19 protein-coding genes and 2 pseudogenes are annotated in these 18168 nt (G+C 64.5%); 12 read left to right on the forward strand and 9 right to left on the reverse strand.

The genetic code is table 11. The features are described 5' to 3' along the window. Window positions 1–7: 7 nt before the first annotated feature. Together KBY96_RS07010 and KBY96_RS07015 are read left to right on the forward strand one after the other, a co-directional pair. A complete protein-coding gene (locus KBY96_RS07010; protein WP_254978641.1) occupies window positions 8–937 on the forward strand; it encodes an MOSC domain-containing protein in 930 nt (309 codons plus the stop codon). 56 nt (window positions 938–993) lie between these two features. After that, window positions 994–2052 (forward strand): GTP 3',8-cyclase MoaA, encoded by a 1059-nt coding sequence (locus KBY96_RS07015; RefSeq protein ID WP_254978642.1) that lies wholly within the window; start codon window positions 994–996, stop codon window positions 2050–2052. 23 nt (window positions 2053–2075) lie between these two features. Here KBY96_RS07015 and KBY96_RS07020 read toward each other — a convergent pair whose 3' ends face one another. After that, window positions 2076–2810, reverse strand: a complete 735-nt coding sequence (locus KBY96_RS07020) for a sulfite exporter TauE/SafE family protein (protein ID WP_254978643.1) — start codon at window positions 2808–2810, stop codon at window positions 2076–2078. Window positions 2811–2966: 156 nt separating this feature from the next. Beyond that, window positions 2967–5240, reverse strand: a complete 2274-nt coding sequence (locus KBY96_RS07025) for an FdhF/YdeP family oxidoreductase (RefSeq protein ID WP_254978644.1) — start codon at window positions 5238–5240, stop codon at window positions 2967–2969. A 108-nt stretch (window positions 5241–5348) separates the two neighbouring features. Here KBY96_RS07025 and KBY96_RS07035 point away from each other — a divergent pair. From KBY96_RS07035 to KBY96_RS07080, 10 genes and pseudogenes are all read left to right on the forward strand, one after another. After that, a pseudogene (locus KBY96_RS07035) lies at window positions 5349–6127 on the forward strand (integron integrase). 269 nt (window positions 6128–6396) lie between these two features. Then, on the forward strand, window positions 6397–7014 hold the full coding sequence (locus KBY96_RS07040) for a hypothetical protein (protein ID WP_254978646.1): 618 nt from the start codon (window positions 6397–6399) through the stop codon (window positions 7012–7014). Between the two features lie 150 nt (window positions 7015–7164). After that, window positions 7165–7767: a hypothetical protein gene (locus tag KBY96_RS07045; protein WP_254978647.1), complete on the forward strand. Its 603-nt coding sequence runs from the start codon at window positions 7165–7167 to the stop codon at window positions 7765–7767. 109 nt (window positions 7768–7876) lie between these two features. Beyond that, window positions 7877–8263, forward strand: coding sequence for a VOC family protein (locus KBY96_RS07050; protein ID WP_254978648.1), 387 nt, complete (start codon window positions 7877–7879; stop codon window positions 8261–8263). 239 nt (window positions 8264–8502) lie between these two features. After that, on the forward strand, window positions 8503–8748 hold the full coding sequence (locus KBY96_RS07055) for a hypothetical protein (RefSeq protein WP_254978649.1): 246 nt from the start codon (window positions 8503–8505) through the stop codon (window positions 8746–8748). Then, window positions 8730–9083 (forward strand): type II toxin-antitoxin system PemK/MazF family toxin, encoded by a 354-nt coding sequence (locus KBY96_RS07060; RefSeq protein WP_254978650.1) that lies wholly within the window; start codon window positions 8730–8732, stop codon window positions 9081–9083. The genes KBY96_RS07055 and KBY96_RS07060 overlap by 19 nt, the downstream gene beginning before the upstream one ends. A 140-nt stretch (window positions 9084–9223) precedes the next feature. Then, on the forward strand, window positions 9224–9478 hold the full coding sequence (locus KBY96_RS07065) for a type II toxin-antitoxin system HicA family toxin (protein ID WP_254978651.1): 255 nt from the start codon (window positions 9224–9226) through the stop codon (window positions 9476–9478). Then, the gene (locus KBY96_RS07070; RefSeq protein WP_254978652.1) at window positions 9475–9807 is read left to right on the forward strand and encodes a type II toxin-antitoxin system HicB family antitoxin; all 333 of its coding nucleotides are present in this window, start codon (window positions 9475–9477) and stop codon (window positions 9805–9807) included. The genes KBY96_RS07065 and KBY96_RS07070 overlap by 4 nt, the downstream gene beginning before the upstream one ends. 156 nt (window positions 9808–9963) lie before the next feature. Beyond that, the gene (locus tag KBY96_RS07075) at window positions 9964–10266 is read left to right on the forward strand and encodes a type II toxin-antitoxin system RelE/ParE family toxin (protein ID WP_254978653.1); all 303 of its coding nucleotides are present in this window, start codon (window positions 9964–9966) and stop codon (window positions 10264–10266) included. Beyond that, entirely contained in the window at window positions 10263–10595 is a 333-nt protein-coding gene (locus KBY96_RS07080; RefSeq protein ID WP_254978654.1) for an addiction module antidote protein, read from the forward strand. The genes KBY96_RS07075 and KBY96_RS07080 overlap by 4 nt, the downstream gene beginning before the upstream one ends. Window positions 10596–10895: 300 nt before the next feature. On the opposite strand, the gene KBY96_RS07085 is transcribed toward KBY96_RS07080, so the two are convergent. The 7 genes and pseudogenes from KBY96_RS07085 to KBY96_RS07115 form a co-directional block, all read right to left on the reverse strand. Then, window positions 10896–11960 (reverse strand): transposase, encoded by a 1065-nt coding sequence (locus KBY96_RS07085; RefSeq protein WP_254978655.1) that lies wholly within the window; start codon window positions 11958–11960, stop codon window positions 10896–10898. Continuing rightward, a complete protein-coding gene (locus KBY96_RS07090; RefSeq protein ID WP_254978656.1) occupies window positions 11960–12865 on the reverse strand; it encodes a site-specific integrase in 906 nt (301 codons plus the stop codon). Before KBY96_RS07090 ends, KBY96_RS07085 begins: the two co-directional genes overlap by 1 nt. 476 nt (window positions 12866–13341) lie before the next feature. Beyond that, a complete protein-coding gene (locus KBY96_RS07095) occupies window positions 13342–14280 on the reverse strand; it encodes an alkene reductase (RefSeq protein ID WP_254978657.1) in 939 nt (312 codons plus the stop codon). A 47-nt stretch (window positions 14281–14327) separates the two neighbouring features. Next, a pseudogene (locus KBY96_RS07100) lies at window positions 14328–14615 on the reverse strand (molybdopterin-binding protein); the annotation flags it as partial. Between the two features lie 18 nt (window positions 14616–14633). After that, complete coding sequence (locus KBY96_RS07105) at window positions 14634–15908, reverse strand: molybdopterin molybdotransferase MoeA (protein WP_254978658.1); 1275 nt, start codon at window positions 15906–15908, stop codon at window positions 14634–14636. Next, the gene (moaC, locus tag KBY96_RS07110; RefSeq protein ID WP_254978659.1) at window positions 15901–16395 is read right to left on the reverse strand and encodes a cyclic pyranopterin monophosphate synthase MoaC; all 495 of its coding nucleotides are present in this window, start codon (window positions 16393–16395) and stop codon (window positions 15901–15903) included. The genes KBY96_RS07105 and moaC overlap by 8 nt, the downstream gene beginning before the upstream one ends. Window positions 16396–16444: 49 nt before the next feature. Continuing rightward, the gene (locus KBY96_RS07115; RefSeq protein ID WP_254978660.1) at window positions 16445–17719 is read right to left on the reverse strand and encodes a thioredoxin family protein; all 1275 of its coding nucleotides are present in this window, start codon (window positions 17717–17719) and stop codon (window positions 16445–16447) included. Window positions 17720–18168 lie beyond the last annotated feature (449 nt).

Raw genomic sequence — 18168 nt, forward strand, 5'->3', positions numbered from 1 at the left:
GCCCGCTTTGGATGGGATCGGCAACGGCGTCAGTGATGCCGGTGGCAGTGATGTGGAGGCAGTGCAGCGGGTGGCGGGCATGACGGAACGGGTGGCGGGCGAGGCCGTGGGCGAGGTGGAGGCGCTCTGGCGTTATCCGGTGAAATCGATGCTGGGTGAACAGCCCCAGCGGGTGCTGATCACCGAGCGGGGGGTGTGCGGTGATCGCGCCTATGCCCTCTGGGATCACGCCACCGGCCGGGTGGCCAGTGCCAAGAACCCCCGGCTGTGGCAGGCCCTGCTTGGATTTCGGGCGGCGTTCGTGCAACCACCGCAGCCCTCGGCGCCCACGCCCCCGGTGCGGATCTCGCTGGCCCCTCCGGGCGCTGGCGAATCGGGGAGCAGCGAGGTGCTGCTCAGCAGCGATCCGGGCGCCAGCGAGGGGCTCAGCGACCTTCTCGGTCGCCCGGTGACCCTGCTCGATCAGGCCCCCGAACGGGCCAGCCTCGATCAGTACTGGCCCGATGTGGCGGAACGGCAGTTCCAGAACGTGGTGAACGAGCTGGTGCTGCCGAGCGGCACGTTCTTCGATTCCTGCCCGATCCACGCCCTCACCACCGCCACCCTGGAGCGGTTGCAAGAACTGGAGCCACGGCTCGACTTCGCTGCGGAACGGTTCCGTCCCAACCTGCTGATCCGCCCCAGCGAGGGTGAGCAGGGCTTCGTTGAGGAGGGCTGGGTGGGCCACACCCTGCGCATCGGCGACAGCCTCGAGCTGCGGGTGAACGACGGCTGCCCCCGCTGTGTGGTCACCACCCTTGCCCAGGGGGGCTTGCCCCAGGAGATCGAGATCCTGCGCGCCACGGCCCGCCACAACAACGTGGTGGCGGGCATCCGGCTCACGGTGCTGAAGCCGGGGCCCGTGGCCGTAGGCGATGCGGTGAGGCTGGTGGCGTGAATCAGTTTCCGGCCGCTCTGGCCAGCGTCAGCCCAGCGGATCCAATGGATCCAATGATGGATCGACCAACCCAGCCCTTCGATCAGCTGCGGCGGCCTCTCGGGGTGTTGCGCCTGTCCCTCACGGCACGCTGCAACCTGGCCTGTCCCTACTGCCTGCCCGATGGCGCAGAGCCCCCGGGGCTGCTGAGCCTGGAGGAACGCCGCGCCCTGGTGGCGGCGGCGGTGGCCCTGGGCGCGGGCAGCCTGCGGCTCACCGGCGGCGAACCGCTGCTGAATCCAGGGCTGGAGGCGCTGGTGGCCGCCGTGCAGCCGTTGCGGGCCCGGGGCCTGCGGGAGATCGCCCTCACCAGCAACGGCGTGCTGCTCACCTCCGAACGGGCCCGGGCCCTGCGCGCGGCGGGGCTGGATCGCCTCACCCTCAGCCTCGATGGCGTCACGGGCACGGCCGTGGCCCGCATGGCCGGCCTGAGCGGCGGTGATGCCGACACCCGGCGACGCCGGGGCGAGGCCCAGCTGGAGCAGGTGCTGGCGGCGATCGAGCACGCCCGCAGCGCCGGCTTCGCTGCGGAGCGCGGCCAGATCAAGCTCAACGCCGTGATCCAGCGCGGCGCCAACGACGACCAACTGCTGCCCCTGGCCGGGCTGGCCCGCCAGCGGGGCCTGGAGCTGCGCCTGATCGAATTCATGGATGTGGGCAACCGCAACGGCTGGCGGCCCGAGGCGGTGCTGAGCGCCGCCGAGATGGTGGGCCGTATCAACCGCCGCTGGCCCCTCGATCCGGTGGGGCGCGACCCCCATGGCACCGCGATCCGCTGGCGCTTCCGCGATGGGGGCGGCCACCTGGGCGTGGTGGCATCGATCAGTGCCCCCTTCTGCGGCGACTGCAACCGCCTGCGCATCACCGCCGATGGCATCGCCTACACCTGCCTGTTCGGCTCCCAGGGCACCGACCTGCGGCCCTGGCTGCGACCCAGCCCCGACGCCGAGGCCCTGGAGCGGACGCTCGCCCGCCTCTGGCGGCAACGCCACGACCGCTACAGCGAGGAGCGCACCGCGCTTGCCCTGGGTGATCAGCGGCCCGCGCCGGCAGAGATGGCCTACCTGGGCGGCTGACAGCCTGCGGGAGCAGCCGGGGCTCAATCGCTCAGCAGGAGCCGCATGCCGGCCACCGCCACCACGGCGGCCAGGGTGCGACGGATGGTCGCCACGGGCCAGTGAGCACTGCCCAGCCGCGATCCCAGGCCGCCGGCCAGGGCCACGGTGAGGAACAGGGGCCAGGGCAGGGGCGGCACCGTTTGGCGGGTCAGCAGCAATCCCCCCAGAGCCGCCAGGGAGTTGAGCAGGATGAACAGCACCGACACGGCGGCGGCTTCGCGGGTGCGGCACCAGCCCATCAGCACCAGCAGCGGCGTGAGGAACACCCCGCCGCCGGTACCGGTGAGACCAGCCAGCAGGCCGAGGCTCGACCCGGTGAGGAGCAGGGTGGAGGGACGCGGATCGCGCAGCTGCTCGGGATCACGCGGTTGTTGCACGAAGCGCGCTGCCGAGGTGAGCAGCACCAGCCCCACAAGCCCGTTGAACCAGCGAATCGGCAGATCGAGATAGCCGCCCAGAAAGGCACTGGGAATCGCCAGCAGGTACACGGGCCAGATGCGCCCCAGCCTCAGGTGGCCGGACCGCAGAAACTGCCAGGTCCCCAGCGCTGCCACGGCCACATTCAGCACCAGAGCCAGCGGCTTGATGGCACTGGCCTCAACACCGAACAGACTGAACACGGCGATATAGCCGGAGGCGCCGGCGTGGCCCACGGAGGCATAGAAAAAGGCCACCAGCGCCAGGGCCAGCAGCATCGGGCCAGAGTGGTCAACCATGCCTCAGCGGGCCAGGCCGCGATCGGCGGGTTCGCTGAGCCTCAAGAATCGCCAGGAACTGCACCTGAGCCGTTGCGGGAGTTGAACTGGTGTGTACAGGAGCATGGATGACGACACCCGCAGGCTTATTCAGATCGAAGGTCGGGCTGACCCTCATCAGCGCCCGCGCACCAGCACCGGCACCCGCTTGAAGGCGGGGGTGCCGCTGTGCGGATCACTCACGGCCCGCATCAGCACATTCGCTTCCGGGTAGAACATCAGGGCCGCGCCGCTGCGGATCGATCCGGGGATCAGCTCCACCCCCTCCAGAGCGCCCACCTCCCCCTGCACGGTCACCCGCTGGTGGGCGGCCAGACCGCTGGCAACCAGATCGGCGGGGTTGATCAGCAGGGTGTGGCGGTGCGGCATGCCGCGGTACTGGTCGCCCTGCTTGTACACCACGGTGTTGTGCTGGCCATAGCTGCGGGCGGTGATCAGGCTGAGCACCAGGCCCCGCTCGCCCGGCGCCAGGCCGCCGAAGTGCTCCGGCTCGGGCAGGGTGAGATCCGGCAGGGGCGTGGCCGCCAGCCGGGCACGGCCGCTGGGGGTGGCGAAGCGGGGTTCGTGGAACACCCGGCCGCTCACCTCAAATTCGCGCCGGCTCGTGTCGATGCCCGCCATCGCCTTGTAACCGGGAACGGTGCAGGCGATCAGTTCGCGCACGTACACCGGATCCTGCAGGCGCCGCCAGTCGATCGGCGTGTCGCCGTGCAGGCGGTGGGCCAGCTCGGCCAGGAACGCCACCTCGCTGATCAGCTGGCCACTGCGCAGGTGGGTGCTGCCGGGCTCGTTGAGCCGCACCCAGTTGTTGCCCGATTCCACCGTGGTGCGGTGGGGTGTTTCGAAGCGGTTGTACACCGGCAGCAGCAGGGTGTGGCGGGCCGCCAGGCCGTGGAAGTGGCCGGTGTTGGGCTTGGTGGCCAGGTAGGCGATCGTGTCGATGCGGCCGAGGGCGCGGCGGGCCTGGGCGCTGTGGGGATTGGCGCCGAACAGGTTGCCGCCCAGGCACAGCAGCGTGTCAACCGTGCCGCGCTCGGCCGCCTCGATCAGGGCGCGGGTGTCGTAGCCGGGAACGCGGCTGAGGGGCCGGCCGAGCAGCTGCTCAAGGGCCAGCCGCATCGGCTCGCGCAGGTGCACCGTCACCCCCATCGAGCCGAAGCCCTGCACGTTGGAGTGGCCGCGGATCGGCATCGTGCCCGCCCCCGGCCGGGCCACGTTGCCGCTGAGCACGGCGGTGTTGGCGATCGCCTGCACGTTGGTGGTGCCGTTGGCATGGTGGGTGATGCCCATCGCCCAGGCGAACACCACGGCGCGGCAGGCGGCGAGGCGGGCGGCGGTGTGCTCCAGCTCCTCGCGGCTGAGGCCGCAGCAGGCGGTGATCGCCTCCCAGCCGGTGCTCTCGATCTGGGCGATCAGCTCCTGCCAGCCCTCGCTGTGGGCCTTCAGGAACTCCCAGGCGACGGCGCCGCGCTCCAGCAGGGCCTTCTGCAGGCCCAGAAACACCGCGGTGTCGGAGCCGGGGATGGGCTGCAGGAACAGCGAGGCGATCTCACTGCCGCCGCCGAGCATGGAGCGCACCGGGAAGGCCGGCGAGCCGAACTTCAGCAGCCCGGCCTCCAGCACCGGGTTGATCACGATCACCGTGCCGCCGCGCTCGCGCAGGCGGATCAGCTCGTTCATCAGGCGCGGGTGATTGGCCGGCGCGTTGGAGCCCACCAGCACCACGCCATCGGCGTGCTGGAGGCTCTCCAGGTTCACCATCGAGGTGCCGCTGCCGAACACGCGGCTGAGGCCGATGGTGGAGGGGGCGTGGCAGAGGTCGGAGCAATCGGCCAGGTTGTTGGTGCCCAGGGCGCGCAGCAGCAGCTGCAGCAGGTAGGCGGCCTCGTTGGAGGAGCGGCCGGAGCTGTAGGAGGCCACGCGCTCGGGCGGCGGGCTGCGGAAGGCCGCGGCGGTGAGGGCGTGCACCTCCTCCCAGCCGATCGGCTCGTAGTGCTCGCTGCCGGCGCGGCGGATCAGGGGCCGGTCGAGCCGGCCCAGCCGGTCGCACTCCGCGGAGGTGAGCTGCTGCAGCTCGGCGATGGTGCGGCCGGCGAACACCTCGCGGGGCACCGCCGCCTGCAGCTCGGCCCCGATCGCCTCCACGCTCTTGAGGCAGCGCTGCAGCGGCTCGCCCAGCTCATCGCGAAAGCCGCCGTTCTGGCCACCGGTGCCCCAGGCGCACGACAGGCAGGCGCTCTTGTGGGTGAGGGTCTGCCAGAGCCGGGGACCGGTGGGGGAGAGGGTGGCGCGGGCCCAGCCGTCGATCAGGGGCCAGCCGCCGCCGCCGCCGGCGTCTTCCGGCGCGGGTGGCTCCAGGGCGTGTGTCGGAGCGGGATCGGCGGGAGCCATGGCAGGAGCTTCCGGGGTGAACTCCAGTTAAGGAGTGCCGGCGCCCGGATTGGGGACGCGGGCCCCCGGCGGGGCGGGGAATCCTGAACCTGTGCCGCCGCCCCATCGATGACCACCCCAAGCCGACCGGCCGGGCTGATCCAGCGCTACCGCGAGGAACTGCAGGTGCGCCACTACGCCCGCCGCACGGTGACGACCTATGAGCAGTGGCTCAGGAGGTTTCAGCGCTTCCACGGGCTGCGCCATCCACGGAGTGGGTGCCGTCTGTGCTGCAGCAGCTGGAGGGGACCGAGGCGCTGGTGGCGGGCCTGCTCTACGGCAGCGGCCTGCGGCTGATGGAAGCGTTGCGGCTGCGGGTGCATGACCTGGAGTTCAGCCGGCAGGAACTCACGGTGCGCGACGGGAAGGGCGGCAAGGACCGTCGCACCCTGCTGCCCCGTCGCGTGGCGGATCCGCTGCGCTGCCATCTGCAGGAGGTGAGGACGATCCACCAACGGGATCTGGCCGATGGCTGGGGACGGGTGCAGCTGCCCCACGCCCTCGCCCGAAAATATCCAAATGCGCCTGTGGAATGGGGCTGGCAGTGGGCGTTCCCGCAACACAGCCGCTGGTGCAATCCGGCCACCGGTGAACAGGGACGCCACCACCTGGATCCCACCCTGATCCAGAAAGCGGTGCGCCAGGCTGTGCTGGCTGCGGGGATCAGCAAGCCGGCCACCTGCCACAGCCTGCGCCATTCCTTTGCCACCCACCTGTTGGAGCGCGGGCAGGACATCCGCACCATTCAGGAACTGCTGGGCCACAGCGACCTGAAGACCACGATGATCTACACCCACGTGCTGAATCGCGGCCCCCTGGGTGTCGCCAGCCCAGCCGACGAGCTTTGATTGTGTATCAGGACGAACAAGCCGTTATCGGATCCGCATAAAATCCTCGCCTGGGTAGCCCTGAAGCACGAAAACCGAAGCCCAGAACTGACTTTCACCCCATGAACGGAGGTCCCCAAGGATGTTTAGGCTGACCATAGGGACGGAAAACGGGCGGATACCGGACCCGCCCATTGAGCGTTAGGCAGTCAAAACCAATTCACATGCAACCATCTGAATCCGCGACTCAACTGCTTGCACGATATGAGCACCAACCAGTCCTTCGTGGATTGGTTCAACTGATTCCTTTCGGAATCGGAGCAGCGATCGAGTCTGCTCTGCTTGCCCAGCTGAATCGATATCGAGAAGAGCAGCTGCAGGTATTCTTTGATGAACTTGGCTCGGGGAGCGTGCCCCTAACAGAGGAACTGACTCGTAGTAATGATTTTTTGCACTGCTACTTCGCGACCCTTAGTGCTGTTCTACGAAGCCGTAGGCATGAAAAGATAAGGTTCTTAGCAAGGCTTTTACGTGGAAGCTTCGATGGAAGGGTGTCTGACGTAGACGAATATGAAGAGCTGATTGGGCTTACAGACGAACTATCGCATCGTGAACTGGTAATATTGGCTCTTCTAAATGAGCACGAAAAAGCCAATCCCATCGAAGAGGGCGAAAATGAGCTTCAGCGCGCATCGCGCTTCTGGCCGGGCTTCGTTGCCGATGTAAAATCCAAATTAGGCTTAGGCGAGCCTCTTCTCCGTGCATTGTTGGTTCGACTCCAGCGATCTGGTTGCTATGAAGAGTTCACAGGTTCTTATGTGAGTTATACGGGTGGAAGAGGGCGAACAACTGACCTCTATCTTCGGCTGACACGGGCTGCAAGTAGCATTAAAGATATTGTGCCCTAGCAACATCTAAGAGTGCGCCCCTCGCATGAATACCATCTTCTACCAAGCTCCTTGCCTCCCAATCAAGAAAAGAGTTAAACACAACCGCAAGGAAGCTCCTTAATGGAAACGAAAGACTTCCTAACGCTCATTGGCTGGCCTGTGTCATGCTTGCTCAGTATCTTGGCAGGTGGTTACATCATTCCAAAGCTTACCCGTAAACGCAGGGTGCTTTCTTGGGCAACCGTATCGGAGTCTGAACTCATCCCATCCGACCTGGCTGATACGTCAGCGATTCCAATCAAGGTCGAGATCAATGGCGTTTCACCCCGCTCTGTAACACTAGTAACAATCCGTGTAGGAAACTCTGGCAACGATGTGATGGAAAAGATTTCTGTAGCCATTTCGGCAAATCCCACATGCGCAATTCACTATCTTAAGCCAACCGAAGATCTAGGCGAGTTCTGGCAGCATATTGACTGTTTCGTTGAAGGCTCAAAGGGAAAGCTAGCCTTCGCATTTCTCAATCCTGGCACGGCAGCAGAGTTTGAATTACTTGTTAGTAATTATGACGAAGGTTCCATTGCTGTTGATTGCTCTGGACCAGGTATTGAAGTACGCCGACAACAATTAGAAAGATGGCAGGTCTCAACCTCAGTGCTGAGAAGCGTTGGTCTAAGCTTTATTGGTGTGCGGTACGACCCATCAGCCGCATCGCTGCTAGAAATCGCAACTGAGCTTAAGGCCATTCGTCGCAGTCTTCGTGACAAGTGAAGGATTGCCTAACAACCAGATCCAGAAGACGGGAGCTCAGGCTGTGTTCAACCCGCAAATCTATGCCCGCTTCTGATCTGGAGCGTTAGGCCGCTCAAACGCAGATTCCATGCGCATTCCACCGGGTTTCAATACCGTCACTCCGTACTTCTTCGTGGAAGGCGCTGACCGCTTTCTTCAATTCCTCGCTAAGGCATTTGGTGGTGTCGAGATAGGCCGCCACATGAACGGCGAGCGGATCGCAAACGCACAAGTGCAGATTGGAACATCAACTGTCATGGTCAGTGAGGCATCAACAGAGTTTCCTGCCATGGCGGCGTCGTACTACCTCTACGTCGAGAGCGCTGATGAGGCGATGTTGAAGGCCATGTCTGCGGGGAGCGTAAAGATCATGGATGTAGCGAACATGCCATACAATGACAGGCAGGGCGGAATCAGAGACCCATTCGGCAATCTGTGGTGGTTGTCGGAGCGCCTGACAGATGGTCCGTACTGAAGGGCAGGCTGTACGTATGACCTTGCGGCACTGCCAACGACGTGCGGTCTACCCGTGGCTCGAGCGGACAGCCTGCCAGCGGTGCTGGCCGGCTCTCTCCGCGCTTCGCGCTACGGCTGCCGCTCAGCAACAGTGTTAGAAGGATGGGTGGGAGACTGTCGACTCAATCCCTTGGGTAGACATGCCCAGGCTCCCTTTGGCAAGCCAGGGGGAGGCTGTTCGATAATTTCCTGGCTAGGATGGAGCACGAATGCAAGGGAGATCCAAAGAAGGGAATGGAAAACCTCTATGAAGCTGTCGTTGAGCCTGACGGAAGAATACGGCTCAATACATCAGTTCACCTAGAAAAGGGCCTCAAGGTCTTGGTCGCAGTGCCACCAAGCGAGAAGGATTCAGCTTTCAGCGGAATTGCCTTAAGCGAACCCTCGCTTTCAAAAGATTGGCTCAATCAGGATGAAGAAGAAGCATGGGCGCACCTTCAGTAGGGGATGTTGTAATTATCCCATTTCCCTATTCTGATCTATCGCAATCCAAGCGCAGACCTGCTCTGGTTCTAGCTGAAGCGGGCAGAGGTGATTTCCTGCTATGCCAGATCACCAGCAAGCAATATGGCGATCTTCATGCCTTGTCCCTCAAAGAGACCGACTTCTTCTCCGGAGGCATCAAGCGAGACAGTTTCATCCGTGGCACCAAGCTCTTCACTGCCAATGAGGCTCTCATTCTTGGAGTTGCAGGCCATCTCACCCATTCCAAGCTTTCAGAAGTTGTTTCCCAACTTATTGATATCCTATCTGCTTGCCTGAAAGATGACACCTTCTAACATCCAGATACAGAAGGCGGGAGCGATGGCTGTCTTCTATGCCGAGATTCATGCCCGCTTCTGATCTGGAGCGTTATCCGTATCCAGCAAGCCGTTGAGAGGTAGCCGCATCTGGTACCGAGAGGCAGTACCATGATGGAATGAAGCGAAAGCACCACCGCACCCTTGAGCTGATCTTCTCCCGACCTGTAAGCGGCAGCTTGCCGTGGAGGGACATCGAAGCCCTGTTTCAGGAGCTTGGTGGGGAGGTAAGCGAGAGGGCGGGCAGCCGAGTCGCGGTCGTTCCGTTTGGCGAAGTCAGGGTCTTCCACAGACCCCACCCATCGCCCGATACAGACAAGGGTGCTGTTGCTTCAATCCGCAAATGGTTCGAAGAACACGGAGTGACACCATGAATCTGATGAATGTGGACGGCTACCACGCCAAGATTGAGTACGACGAGGAAACAGATCAGTTTCGCGGGGAGATTCTTGGGATCTCTGGAGGAGCGGACTTCTATGGATCAAGCCCAGATGAGCTTCGTCGAGAATTCAAGAAATCACTGGAGGTTTTTCTTGAAGTCTGCAAGGAGAAAGGAATCGAGCCACGTAGACAGTATTCTGGCAAGTTCAATCTTCGGATTCCTCCTGAACTGCATGAGAAGCTGGCGATGACTGCAGAGGTGCAGGGGAAGAGTCTGAACACCCTCGCTCAGGAAGCACTGCAGAGAAGTGTCACGGCATAGAGGAACGGATAACATGTCCTTCGAGTGGTCAGGCCACCATAAAGTTCTCACCCATAGCCCACTCTTCTTGCCTGCAATTCAGGGGCAGCGTTAGCCAAGGAACCTAGTGCGATGGCATCCGTTGTCGATCCGTAGCTCAGGGGCTACAGTAGGGAGATGAGGGTCGCCAAGACGGATGCCTACCAAAAGTGGATTGACAACCTCAAGGATCAAGTTGGAAGAGCACGCGTGCTCATGCGTGTTGATCGCCTCATCCATGGCAATCCTGGGGTTTTCCGAAATCTCACGGAAGGCGTTTCTGAATTGAAGATTGATGTTGGAACCGGCTACAGGGTTTACTACTCGATGCGGGGTGATCAACTCCTACTGCTTCTTGCTGGAGGCAGCAAATCAACTCAGTCAAAAGACATCGCAAAGGCCCTTGAGTTAAACCGGCAGTTTCAGAGTTTCTTTCAATGACCCAAGCACAACCAGCTTCCAATTCTCAAGCTGCCAGGATTACTCCCTATGACGTGGCGGAGCACCTTAGGACTCCTGAAGAAATGGCCGCCTATCTTGATGCTTGGCTAGAAGAAGCGCCTGAGGATGTTGCCGGTATTGCACGAGCTCTTGGAGATATTGCTCGCGCCAAGGGCATGTCACAAGTGGCAAAGGATGCTGGGCTGAGTCGAGAAAGCTTGTACAGGGCACTCAGCTCCGAAGGAAATCCAAGTTTCGCGACGGTTCTCAAAGTTGCCAAAGCTCTTGGGTTGCGGCTTCATGCTCAGCCAATTGAACAGGTTGGCTAACGAACAAGGATAGATCGTGCGCAGCCACGATCTTATCCGGTAGTTGGACTAGCCCTTTATCGCCATTGACGAGCAGCTTACGGTAGATACGTCGGCCCGAATCTCAGCTTTTCTTTTGATTTCCGGCTGGTTGAATCGTGCCGCCTGGCTTGCTCACCGTCGCCTCTGTTGAGGAACGTCCAATTTATCGCAGGGCAATGCCACGGCCCTTCGTGCTGCTGCCAAAGCAGCCGTCTTGTGCCCGGTTGAGAATGGCTTGGCGCTACGGATCTATCGGTATGATTGACACAACAGAGCGGTTCAGCACAGCCTGTGATGGCTGGGCTCTACCATTCGGGCGAGGATTGTCATCACCTGGCCGCAGCGATCACAGAGAACCGGAGGGCGTGGTGGCAGAGGCTCAGGGCGAGGTACCCGCATGTGCAGGGTCAGCTGCAGCAGCTGGATCAGGCGTTTGGCATTCGCATGGAGGAGGCCAAAGTCCCTTACCCGCCGGAAGCGGCGGGGCAGGACGTGCTTGAGCAGCAGCCAGAGAAACTCTCCGCCCGGCAGGGTGCGGACCTGGCGTTTTCCCTTGTTGTCCTGATAGCAGAAGCTGACCTTGCCATCACGGTCGGCGATGATGTTCTTCTCCGGCAGCACGCCGCGATAGAGGTAGCGGCCCAGATAGACCAGCGCCTGCTCACCCCGCCCCACCTTTTTGCAGTGCACCACCCATGCATCGGGCAAGGTCTCCTCGCAGCGCAGACCTGCCAAGCGCATGGCCTCAAACCACTTGGCCCTGAACACATCGGAGAGATTCCCTGCCCAGAAGAGAACCTTCTCTTTCTTCCTTTTCTGCTGCCATCTCTTGCTGCGCATGTTGATGGCCCCGGCGGGCACAATCAGATGCACATGGGGATGGTAATCGAGATTGCGGGAATGGGTGTGGAGCACAGCATGGGCACCGGTTCGGCCCTTTAGATGACGATCACGGCGGGCAAAGCTGTCGATCGTCTGCCAGGCGGTTTTTAGCAGCAGGTCATAGGCAATCCGTTGGTTAGCCCAGAACAATCCCCTCAGTTGCACCGGTACGGTGATGGTGACCATGAAATAGTCAACCGCCAGCAGTTTGGCCTTCTGCCGCTCCAGCCATTGCTGGCTTTCGTGGTGCTGGCAATGGGGACAGCTGCGGTGGCCGCAGGAATGGGGGAGAATGGCCTGATGGTGGCAGCCGTTGCATTCCAGCACCATGACGCGGCTGTGTTGATTGCGGCAGCGGCGCATGGCCTGCAGAGCTCGATAATGGCCAGGAAGCAGATGATGGCCGTGGCCTTGTTCCAGATCGCTGCCATAGCGATCGATCAGATCAGCAAGGAGGATCATCAGATCTCCTCCCAGCGCAGGGCAAAGCCGGCCACCAGATCCTCGATGCGATCCCTGGCCTGTTGCCGGTTCACCTCGGTGAGATGGGCATAGCGGGCCGTGGTTTCCGGTTTCTGGTGGCCCAGCACCACCTGGATCGAGCGCAGATCCACGCCCAGCTCCAGCAGATGGGTGGCGTAGGCATGGCGCAAGCTGTGCACCGTCAGGTGCTTGTGGATGCCGCAGCTGATCCGGGCCGCCTTGATCGCTGCCTGCACCCCGCCGCGATCCATGGGACTGGTGGCGGTGCGAGCTGAGGCCTCATTGCCACAGCCATTGGGAAACAGCAGCCGGGGATTCCTGTGGCTGCTCCAGAAGCGACGCAGGTGCTGCAGGGTGGCATCCGGAAGGGGCACGTAGCGATCTTTTCCTCCTTTGCCCTGGCGCACATGCACACGCTGATGGGCCGCATCAATGTCGCCGATCTCCAGGCCCAGACCTTCCCCCAGCCGCAGGCCCATGCTGTAGACCGCAAAGAAGTACACGCGGTAGCGCAGCCGATAGACACTGTTGATCAAACGCTGTACTTCCTCCCGTGTGGGAATATCAGGCAACGATCTGGAGTTGGGTGGCTTGATGATCTCCACCCACTCCATCGGTTGGCCAAGGACCTGGCGGAAGAAAAACGACAACCCCCAGAGATCCACCTTGACGCTGCTCCAGGAGTAGTTCTCCACCATCCAGGCGAAGTAGGTTTTCAGATCAGCGGCTGTGAGGTTGTCAGGGCAGCGGTTGAAGAAGCCTGCGATGCGGCGTACAGCCCTGGCGTAGCCGTCGATCGTCTTGCCCCGTTTTCCCTGCAGCGTGAGGGCCTGCAGGTGCTGGGCATAGAGCTGGTCGAATCGCTCCTGTTCGTGTTGTTCCATGGTGAGGTTCCTCCCCAATGGGATGGAAGAAATGACACACACCTGACGGTGTGCATCCTTCACTGTGGAACTGCGCAATCGACTGGCGAACGAGTCTGCTGCTACAGCCCAGGCTGCCCGCCAATCAACTCATCAGTTTCTGGCCATCTTGCATGGCTCTGGCTATGCTGGCTTTGAATCTGCCGCGCAGCGGCTTAGTCCAACAAGCCCCTCGCGTGGACAGGCCACCACATCTTCACTTCAGATATCAGACACACCTTGCTTTCCACTCAGGGGCAGCGCTAGGTGCACCGCTGAGACCGGCACAATTCTTTGATGACTGGCCTGCCGAATCAAGCCGATGGCATAATCGGCTGATTGTTACTTTGCGCGAGGTGATATGACCTAGCAGCATGCCGGAAGATACAGGGATCTGGCCTGGAAAAAGGGCGCATGAACGGCTATCTCATTCCTATGCACGGCGCCGATCGTGACCCTCATGCCGCAGGGAGGGTGGGGTAATCGGTGTAACCCGCCGGCCCGGGGCTGTAGAAGGTGGCCGGATCGGCAGCGTTGAGGGGAGCCCCGCGGCGGAAGTGGCGGCGGGCGGGGCTGAGCACGTCGCCCTGCTGACGGCCGAGGAAATCGCCGCTCATCAGGTGCAGATAGGCCAGGGGCAGATCGTTCAGGCGCCTGGCCAGCCAGGTGATCAGGCCGATCGGATCGCTGTCGGCCATGTCGTTGAAGCTGTTGATCGGTGACAGGCGCAGGCCCATCAGCGGCGTCTCCTCCGCCACCGCCTCCAGCACCTCCAGCAGCAGCCGCGCCCGGTTCTCGATCGGCCCCCCGTAGGGGCCGCTGCGCCGGTTGGTGCCGTCGCGCAGGAACTGATCGAGCAGATAGCCGTTGGCGCCGTGCACCTCCACCCCGTCGAAGCCGGCGGCCATCGCATTGCGGGCCGCCCGGCGGAACCCCTCCACAATGGGCGGGATTTCGTCATCGCCCAGTTCCCGGGGCACCACGTAGGGCTGCTTGCCCTCAGGCGTGTGCACCTCATCACCGCTGATCGCGATCGGGCTGGGCGCCACCGGCTGACGGCCGCCGTTGAGCAGGGGATGGCAGGCGCGGCCGCCGTGCCAGATCTGCAGCACGATCCGGCCACCGGCGCGGTGCACCGCCTCGGTGGTGAGCCGCCAGCCGTTCACCTGCGCCTGGCTGTGGATGCCGGGCTCATGCCAGAAGGCCGAATGGCCCTCCATCGCCATGGTGGCCTCGGCGACGATCAGCCCCGCGCTGGCCCGCTGGGCGTAGTGCTCGGCCATCAGCGGCCCGGGCACGTGGCCCTCCTCCGCCCGGCAGCGGGTGAGCGGCGCCATCCAGATGCGGTTCGGGAGCTCCAGCGCACCCAGAGCCAAGGGCGAGAAGAGACTGGGCATCGGAGATGGTGAGGCCGGGGGCGATTGTGGCGGGCCCGTTGCGCTCGTCACCCCAGACGGGCGGCGCCCGCCGGCTGATCGGCAGACTCCCCCAGCCGCGGCAGCAGCGCCACCAGATTGCAGGGGCGGGTGGTGGCGTCGAGCTGGGCACGGATCAGGCGGTCCCAGGCGGTTTCCACCGCATCCAGCGAACCGGGCAGCACGAAGATCACCGTGCCATTGGCCACCCCGGCCAGGCAGCGGCTCTGCAGGCTGCTGGTGCCGATCGTCTGGAACGACAGCACCCGGAACAGCTCGCCGAACCCCTCGATCGTCTTGTCCAGCAGAGGCGCCACCTCCGGCGCCGCCGGACCTCAGAGGATCGGCAGGCGCAGCAGCTGGGCCCAGAGCTCCGTTCCGGCCTCCAGGGCCCCCAGCTCGGCCGGGATCTCCAGCAGCAGATCGGCGGCGGCGAGAGAACCGATGCGCGAGGAGGCCTGGGAGCCGCTCACCCGCGCCAGCAGCGCCCCATCGGCAGCCACCACCAGCGCGGCACGGGCCAGCTCGGGCCGGCCGGCGCCCCGCTTCAGAGCCCCCTCCAGCCGCACCTTCAGGCGCGGCAGCCGCTGGATCCGGGCCCCCTCCAGCTGCTGCAGCGCCGGCCAGAGCAGCTGCAGGGCAGTGATCGCCGCCGCCACCGGGTTGCCCGGCAGCCCGAAGAACGGCAGCCGCCGCTCCCCCTGCTCCAGATGGCCATAGGCAAAGGGCCGGCCCGGCTTCAGAAACAGCTTCCAGAAGCCCACCTGCCCCAGCTCGGCCACCAGGGGGCGGATCCAGTCGCTGTCGCCGGCGGACACGCCGCCCGTGCTCACCACCACGTCGCAGCAGCCGGCCAGATCCCCCAGGGCCTGGCGCAGGGGCTGGGGCTGGTCGGCCACCACCCGCTGGGCGGTGACGCCGTAACCCAGGCGTTCCAGCAGGGCCCGCAGCAGGGTGGAGTTGCTCTCCCAGATCTGGCCCGGCCGCCGCGGGGCACCGGGCGGCACCAGCTCATCGCCGCTGATCAGCAGACCCAGCCGCGGCCGGGCCGCCACCGGCAGGCATTCCACGCCGCAGCTGGCCAGCCGGCCCAGCTCCGCCGCCCCCAGCCGGCAGCCGGCCGGCACCAGCAGCGCGCCGGCGGCGGTCTCCTCCTCGGGGGCCCGGATCCAGGGGTTGGGGCCGCAGTCGTCCGCCAGCTCGATCGCCTCGCCATCGCTCTCCTCCACCACGCGCACCAGCTCCTGGGGCAGCACCCGCGCGCTGCCCGCCGGCACCACGGCGCCGGTGAGGATGCGCACCGCCTGGCCGGCTGCGAGCGCGCCCGCGAACGGCTCTCCCGCCGCCGAGCGCCCCACCAGCCGCCAGCGCACACCCGGCTGGGGCACCTCCGCGCCGGCGATGGCGTAGCCGTCCATGATCGAGGCCCGGAATCCCGGCACCGACGCCGCGGCCTGCACCGGCGCCGCGGTGGTGCGGCCAAGGCAGGCTGCGAGCGGCAGCTCCTCACTCAGCCCCAGCGGCTGCAGCGTGTCAAGGATGCGGGCCAGGGCCTGCTCGAGCGGCAGGCCTTCGCGGCCGTAGGGCTCCGGGGAACCGCTGTCAGCCATCGGCCTGCACCTCTGGGTGACGCCAGTCGCCCTGGCGGCCGCCGCTCTTGCGCAGCACCCGCACCGGCCCGATGGTCATGGCCGGATCCACGGCCTTGAGCATGTCGTAGAGGGTGAGCAGCCCCACCTGCACGGCGGTGAGCGCCTCCATCTCCACCCCGGTGGGGCCGGTGGTGCGGGCACGGGCCACCAGCAGCAGGCCGCTGCCATCGGCGGCCGGTTCGATCGCCACCTCCAGACCGGAGAGGGCGATCGGGTGGCAGAGGGGAATCAGCTCCCAGGTGCGCTTGGCGGCCTGGATCGCCGCCACCCGAGCCACCGCCAGCACGTCGCCCTTGGGGGCCGCGCCGGCGAGCACCAGCGCCAGGGTCTGCGGCGCCATGGCGATCAGGCCCTCGGCCTCGGCCTCACGCCTGCTGGCCGGGCGGTCCCCCACCTCCACCATGCGCGCCTCCCCGGAGGCGTTGAGGTGACTGAGCTCCGGCACGGCACACCCATCCGCGGCGTGCCCACAGCATGGCGGATGCCTGCGGCCCTCAGGCCGCTGTCGTCGGCCGCCGTAGCACCAGGACCAGCGCCGCCAGGCCGAGGGCTGAACCGAACAGCCAGAGCGTCCCGGCCAGATCGTCCATCAGTTCGGGCCGCAGAGCCAGCGCCCCGGCCAGAGCCACCATCACGGTGCCACCCACCAGCTTCAGCGCCCGGCCATGACCCTCGCCCATCCGCCCCAGGCTCATGGTGGTGAAGGCGATCGTAAAGATGGCCAACTCATCGATCAGATAGATCAGCACATACAGCGCCAGCAGGCCCACAAACTGCGCCCGGCTCACATCCCGCTCGGCCAGGATCCCCGACCAGACCACGGGAAATCCCGCGGTGCACGGCAGTTCAACCAGCGAAATGCCCGCCGCCATGGCCACGCTGGCGGCGATCAGCACGGGCATGGTCATCGGCTGCTGCCGCAGACGGCGCAGGCGCCGATAGATGGCGGGCTTCTCGCGCTCGGGGATCGAGAAACTGATCCCCCGGCCAAACCAGAGGTAATCCTTGATGCTCACCAGCCCGAAGACGAGCGCGACCAGGGCCACCGCCCAGCGCACCCAGGGCAGGGCAAAGGCAAAGGCCAGCACGCTGAACAGCCCGGCGATGAAGGCGCCATAGATCAGGGCGGTGGTGAGCAGAAAGCTGATGCCCACAACGGCCACCCGCTGGCGCGACCCCGAGGCCAGAACCATGCCCAGCAGCAGGGTGAGCACCCACAGCGAGCAGGGGTTGAAGCCATCCACAAAGGCGATCAGCGCGGTGAGCCCCAGCAGCGAGGCCGCGGCGGGGTCGACCTCGCCCAGCAGGGGCAGGGTGAGGTTTTCGCGCGCGTCGGGCGCCGGGTCCTGGCCCGCCAGCTGCACCGCAATCGCCGTCTCGATCTCGGCGCGCTGGGCGGGGGTGTCCCCCACCCAGGCGCGCCGACCGAGCATCAGCGTGGGCACATAGCTGGCGGTCACGCCCCGCGCCTCAGCCATCTCCTCGAACCGCGCCTGGACACGGGGCGTCTGCGACAGCTCCATCTCCTCCACCTGAAGACCGGGGAAGCGCGCTTCCAGTTGCTCGATCCACGGCTTCTGGCGCACGCACACCGGGCAGCCGAGGCTCCAGAACACGTGCAGGACAGGGCCATTGCCCGGGGTGTCAGCCTGCGACGGGGCGGGGCTGGAGAGCGCCAGGGCCAGGGCCAGTCCAACTCCGGCAAGCACCACGGCAACGCGGCGACGCAGGTTTCGGGACAAGGCTGCGAGCAGAACGGTGGGGCTCATCGGCTCTCAGGATCCGGAAACAGAGGATCGACCCCGGGCATACAACCCTGCGGCGGGGGGTGTCTGTCGGCAAGGGCGGAGTGGGGTTGGTATCAGGGATCAGCAAGCCGGCCACATCTCACACCTTCCGCCATGCGTTGGCAACCCACCTACTGGTGCGCGGCACAAGACATCCGCGCGATCCAGGAGTTGATGGGACACAGCGACAGGACGACCACAGTGATCTGCACGCATGCCGAGCCGCGTCGTTGACGGTACGCGCGTTGGCCGACGGAAACACACAGCCATGAGCGACTGGCGATCGCGCAGCGGGCCCTGACCCTAAGGAACCTCTGGGCAACGAGCCCTGAAAGAGAGGCCAAGGTTCCAATTTGCTCGGAATGAACAATTTTTGGCGGATCTGAGCCTCGATTGGCCTGATTTCACCTTTCTGGGAGCCGAAACTTGCC

The sequence above is a fragment of the Cyanobium sp. ATX 6A2 genome (assembly GCF_024346355.1).
Lineage (GTDB): Bacteria > Cyanobacteriota > Cyanobacteriia > PCC-6307 > Cyanobiaceae > NIES-981.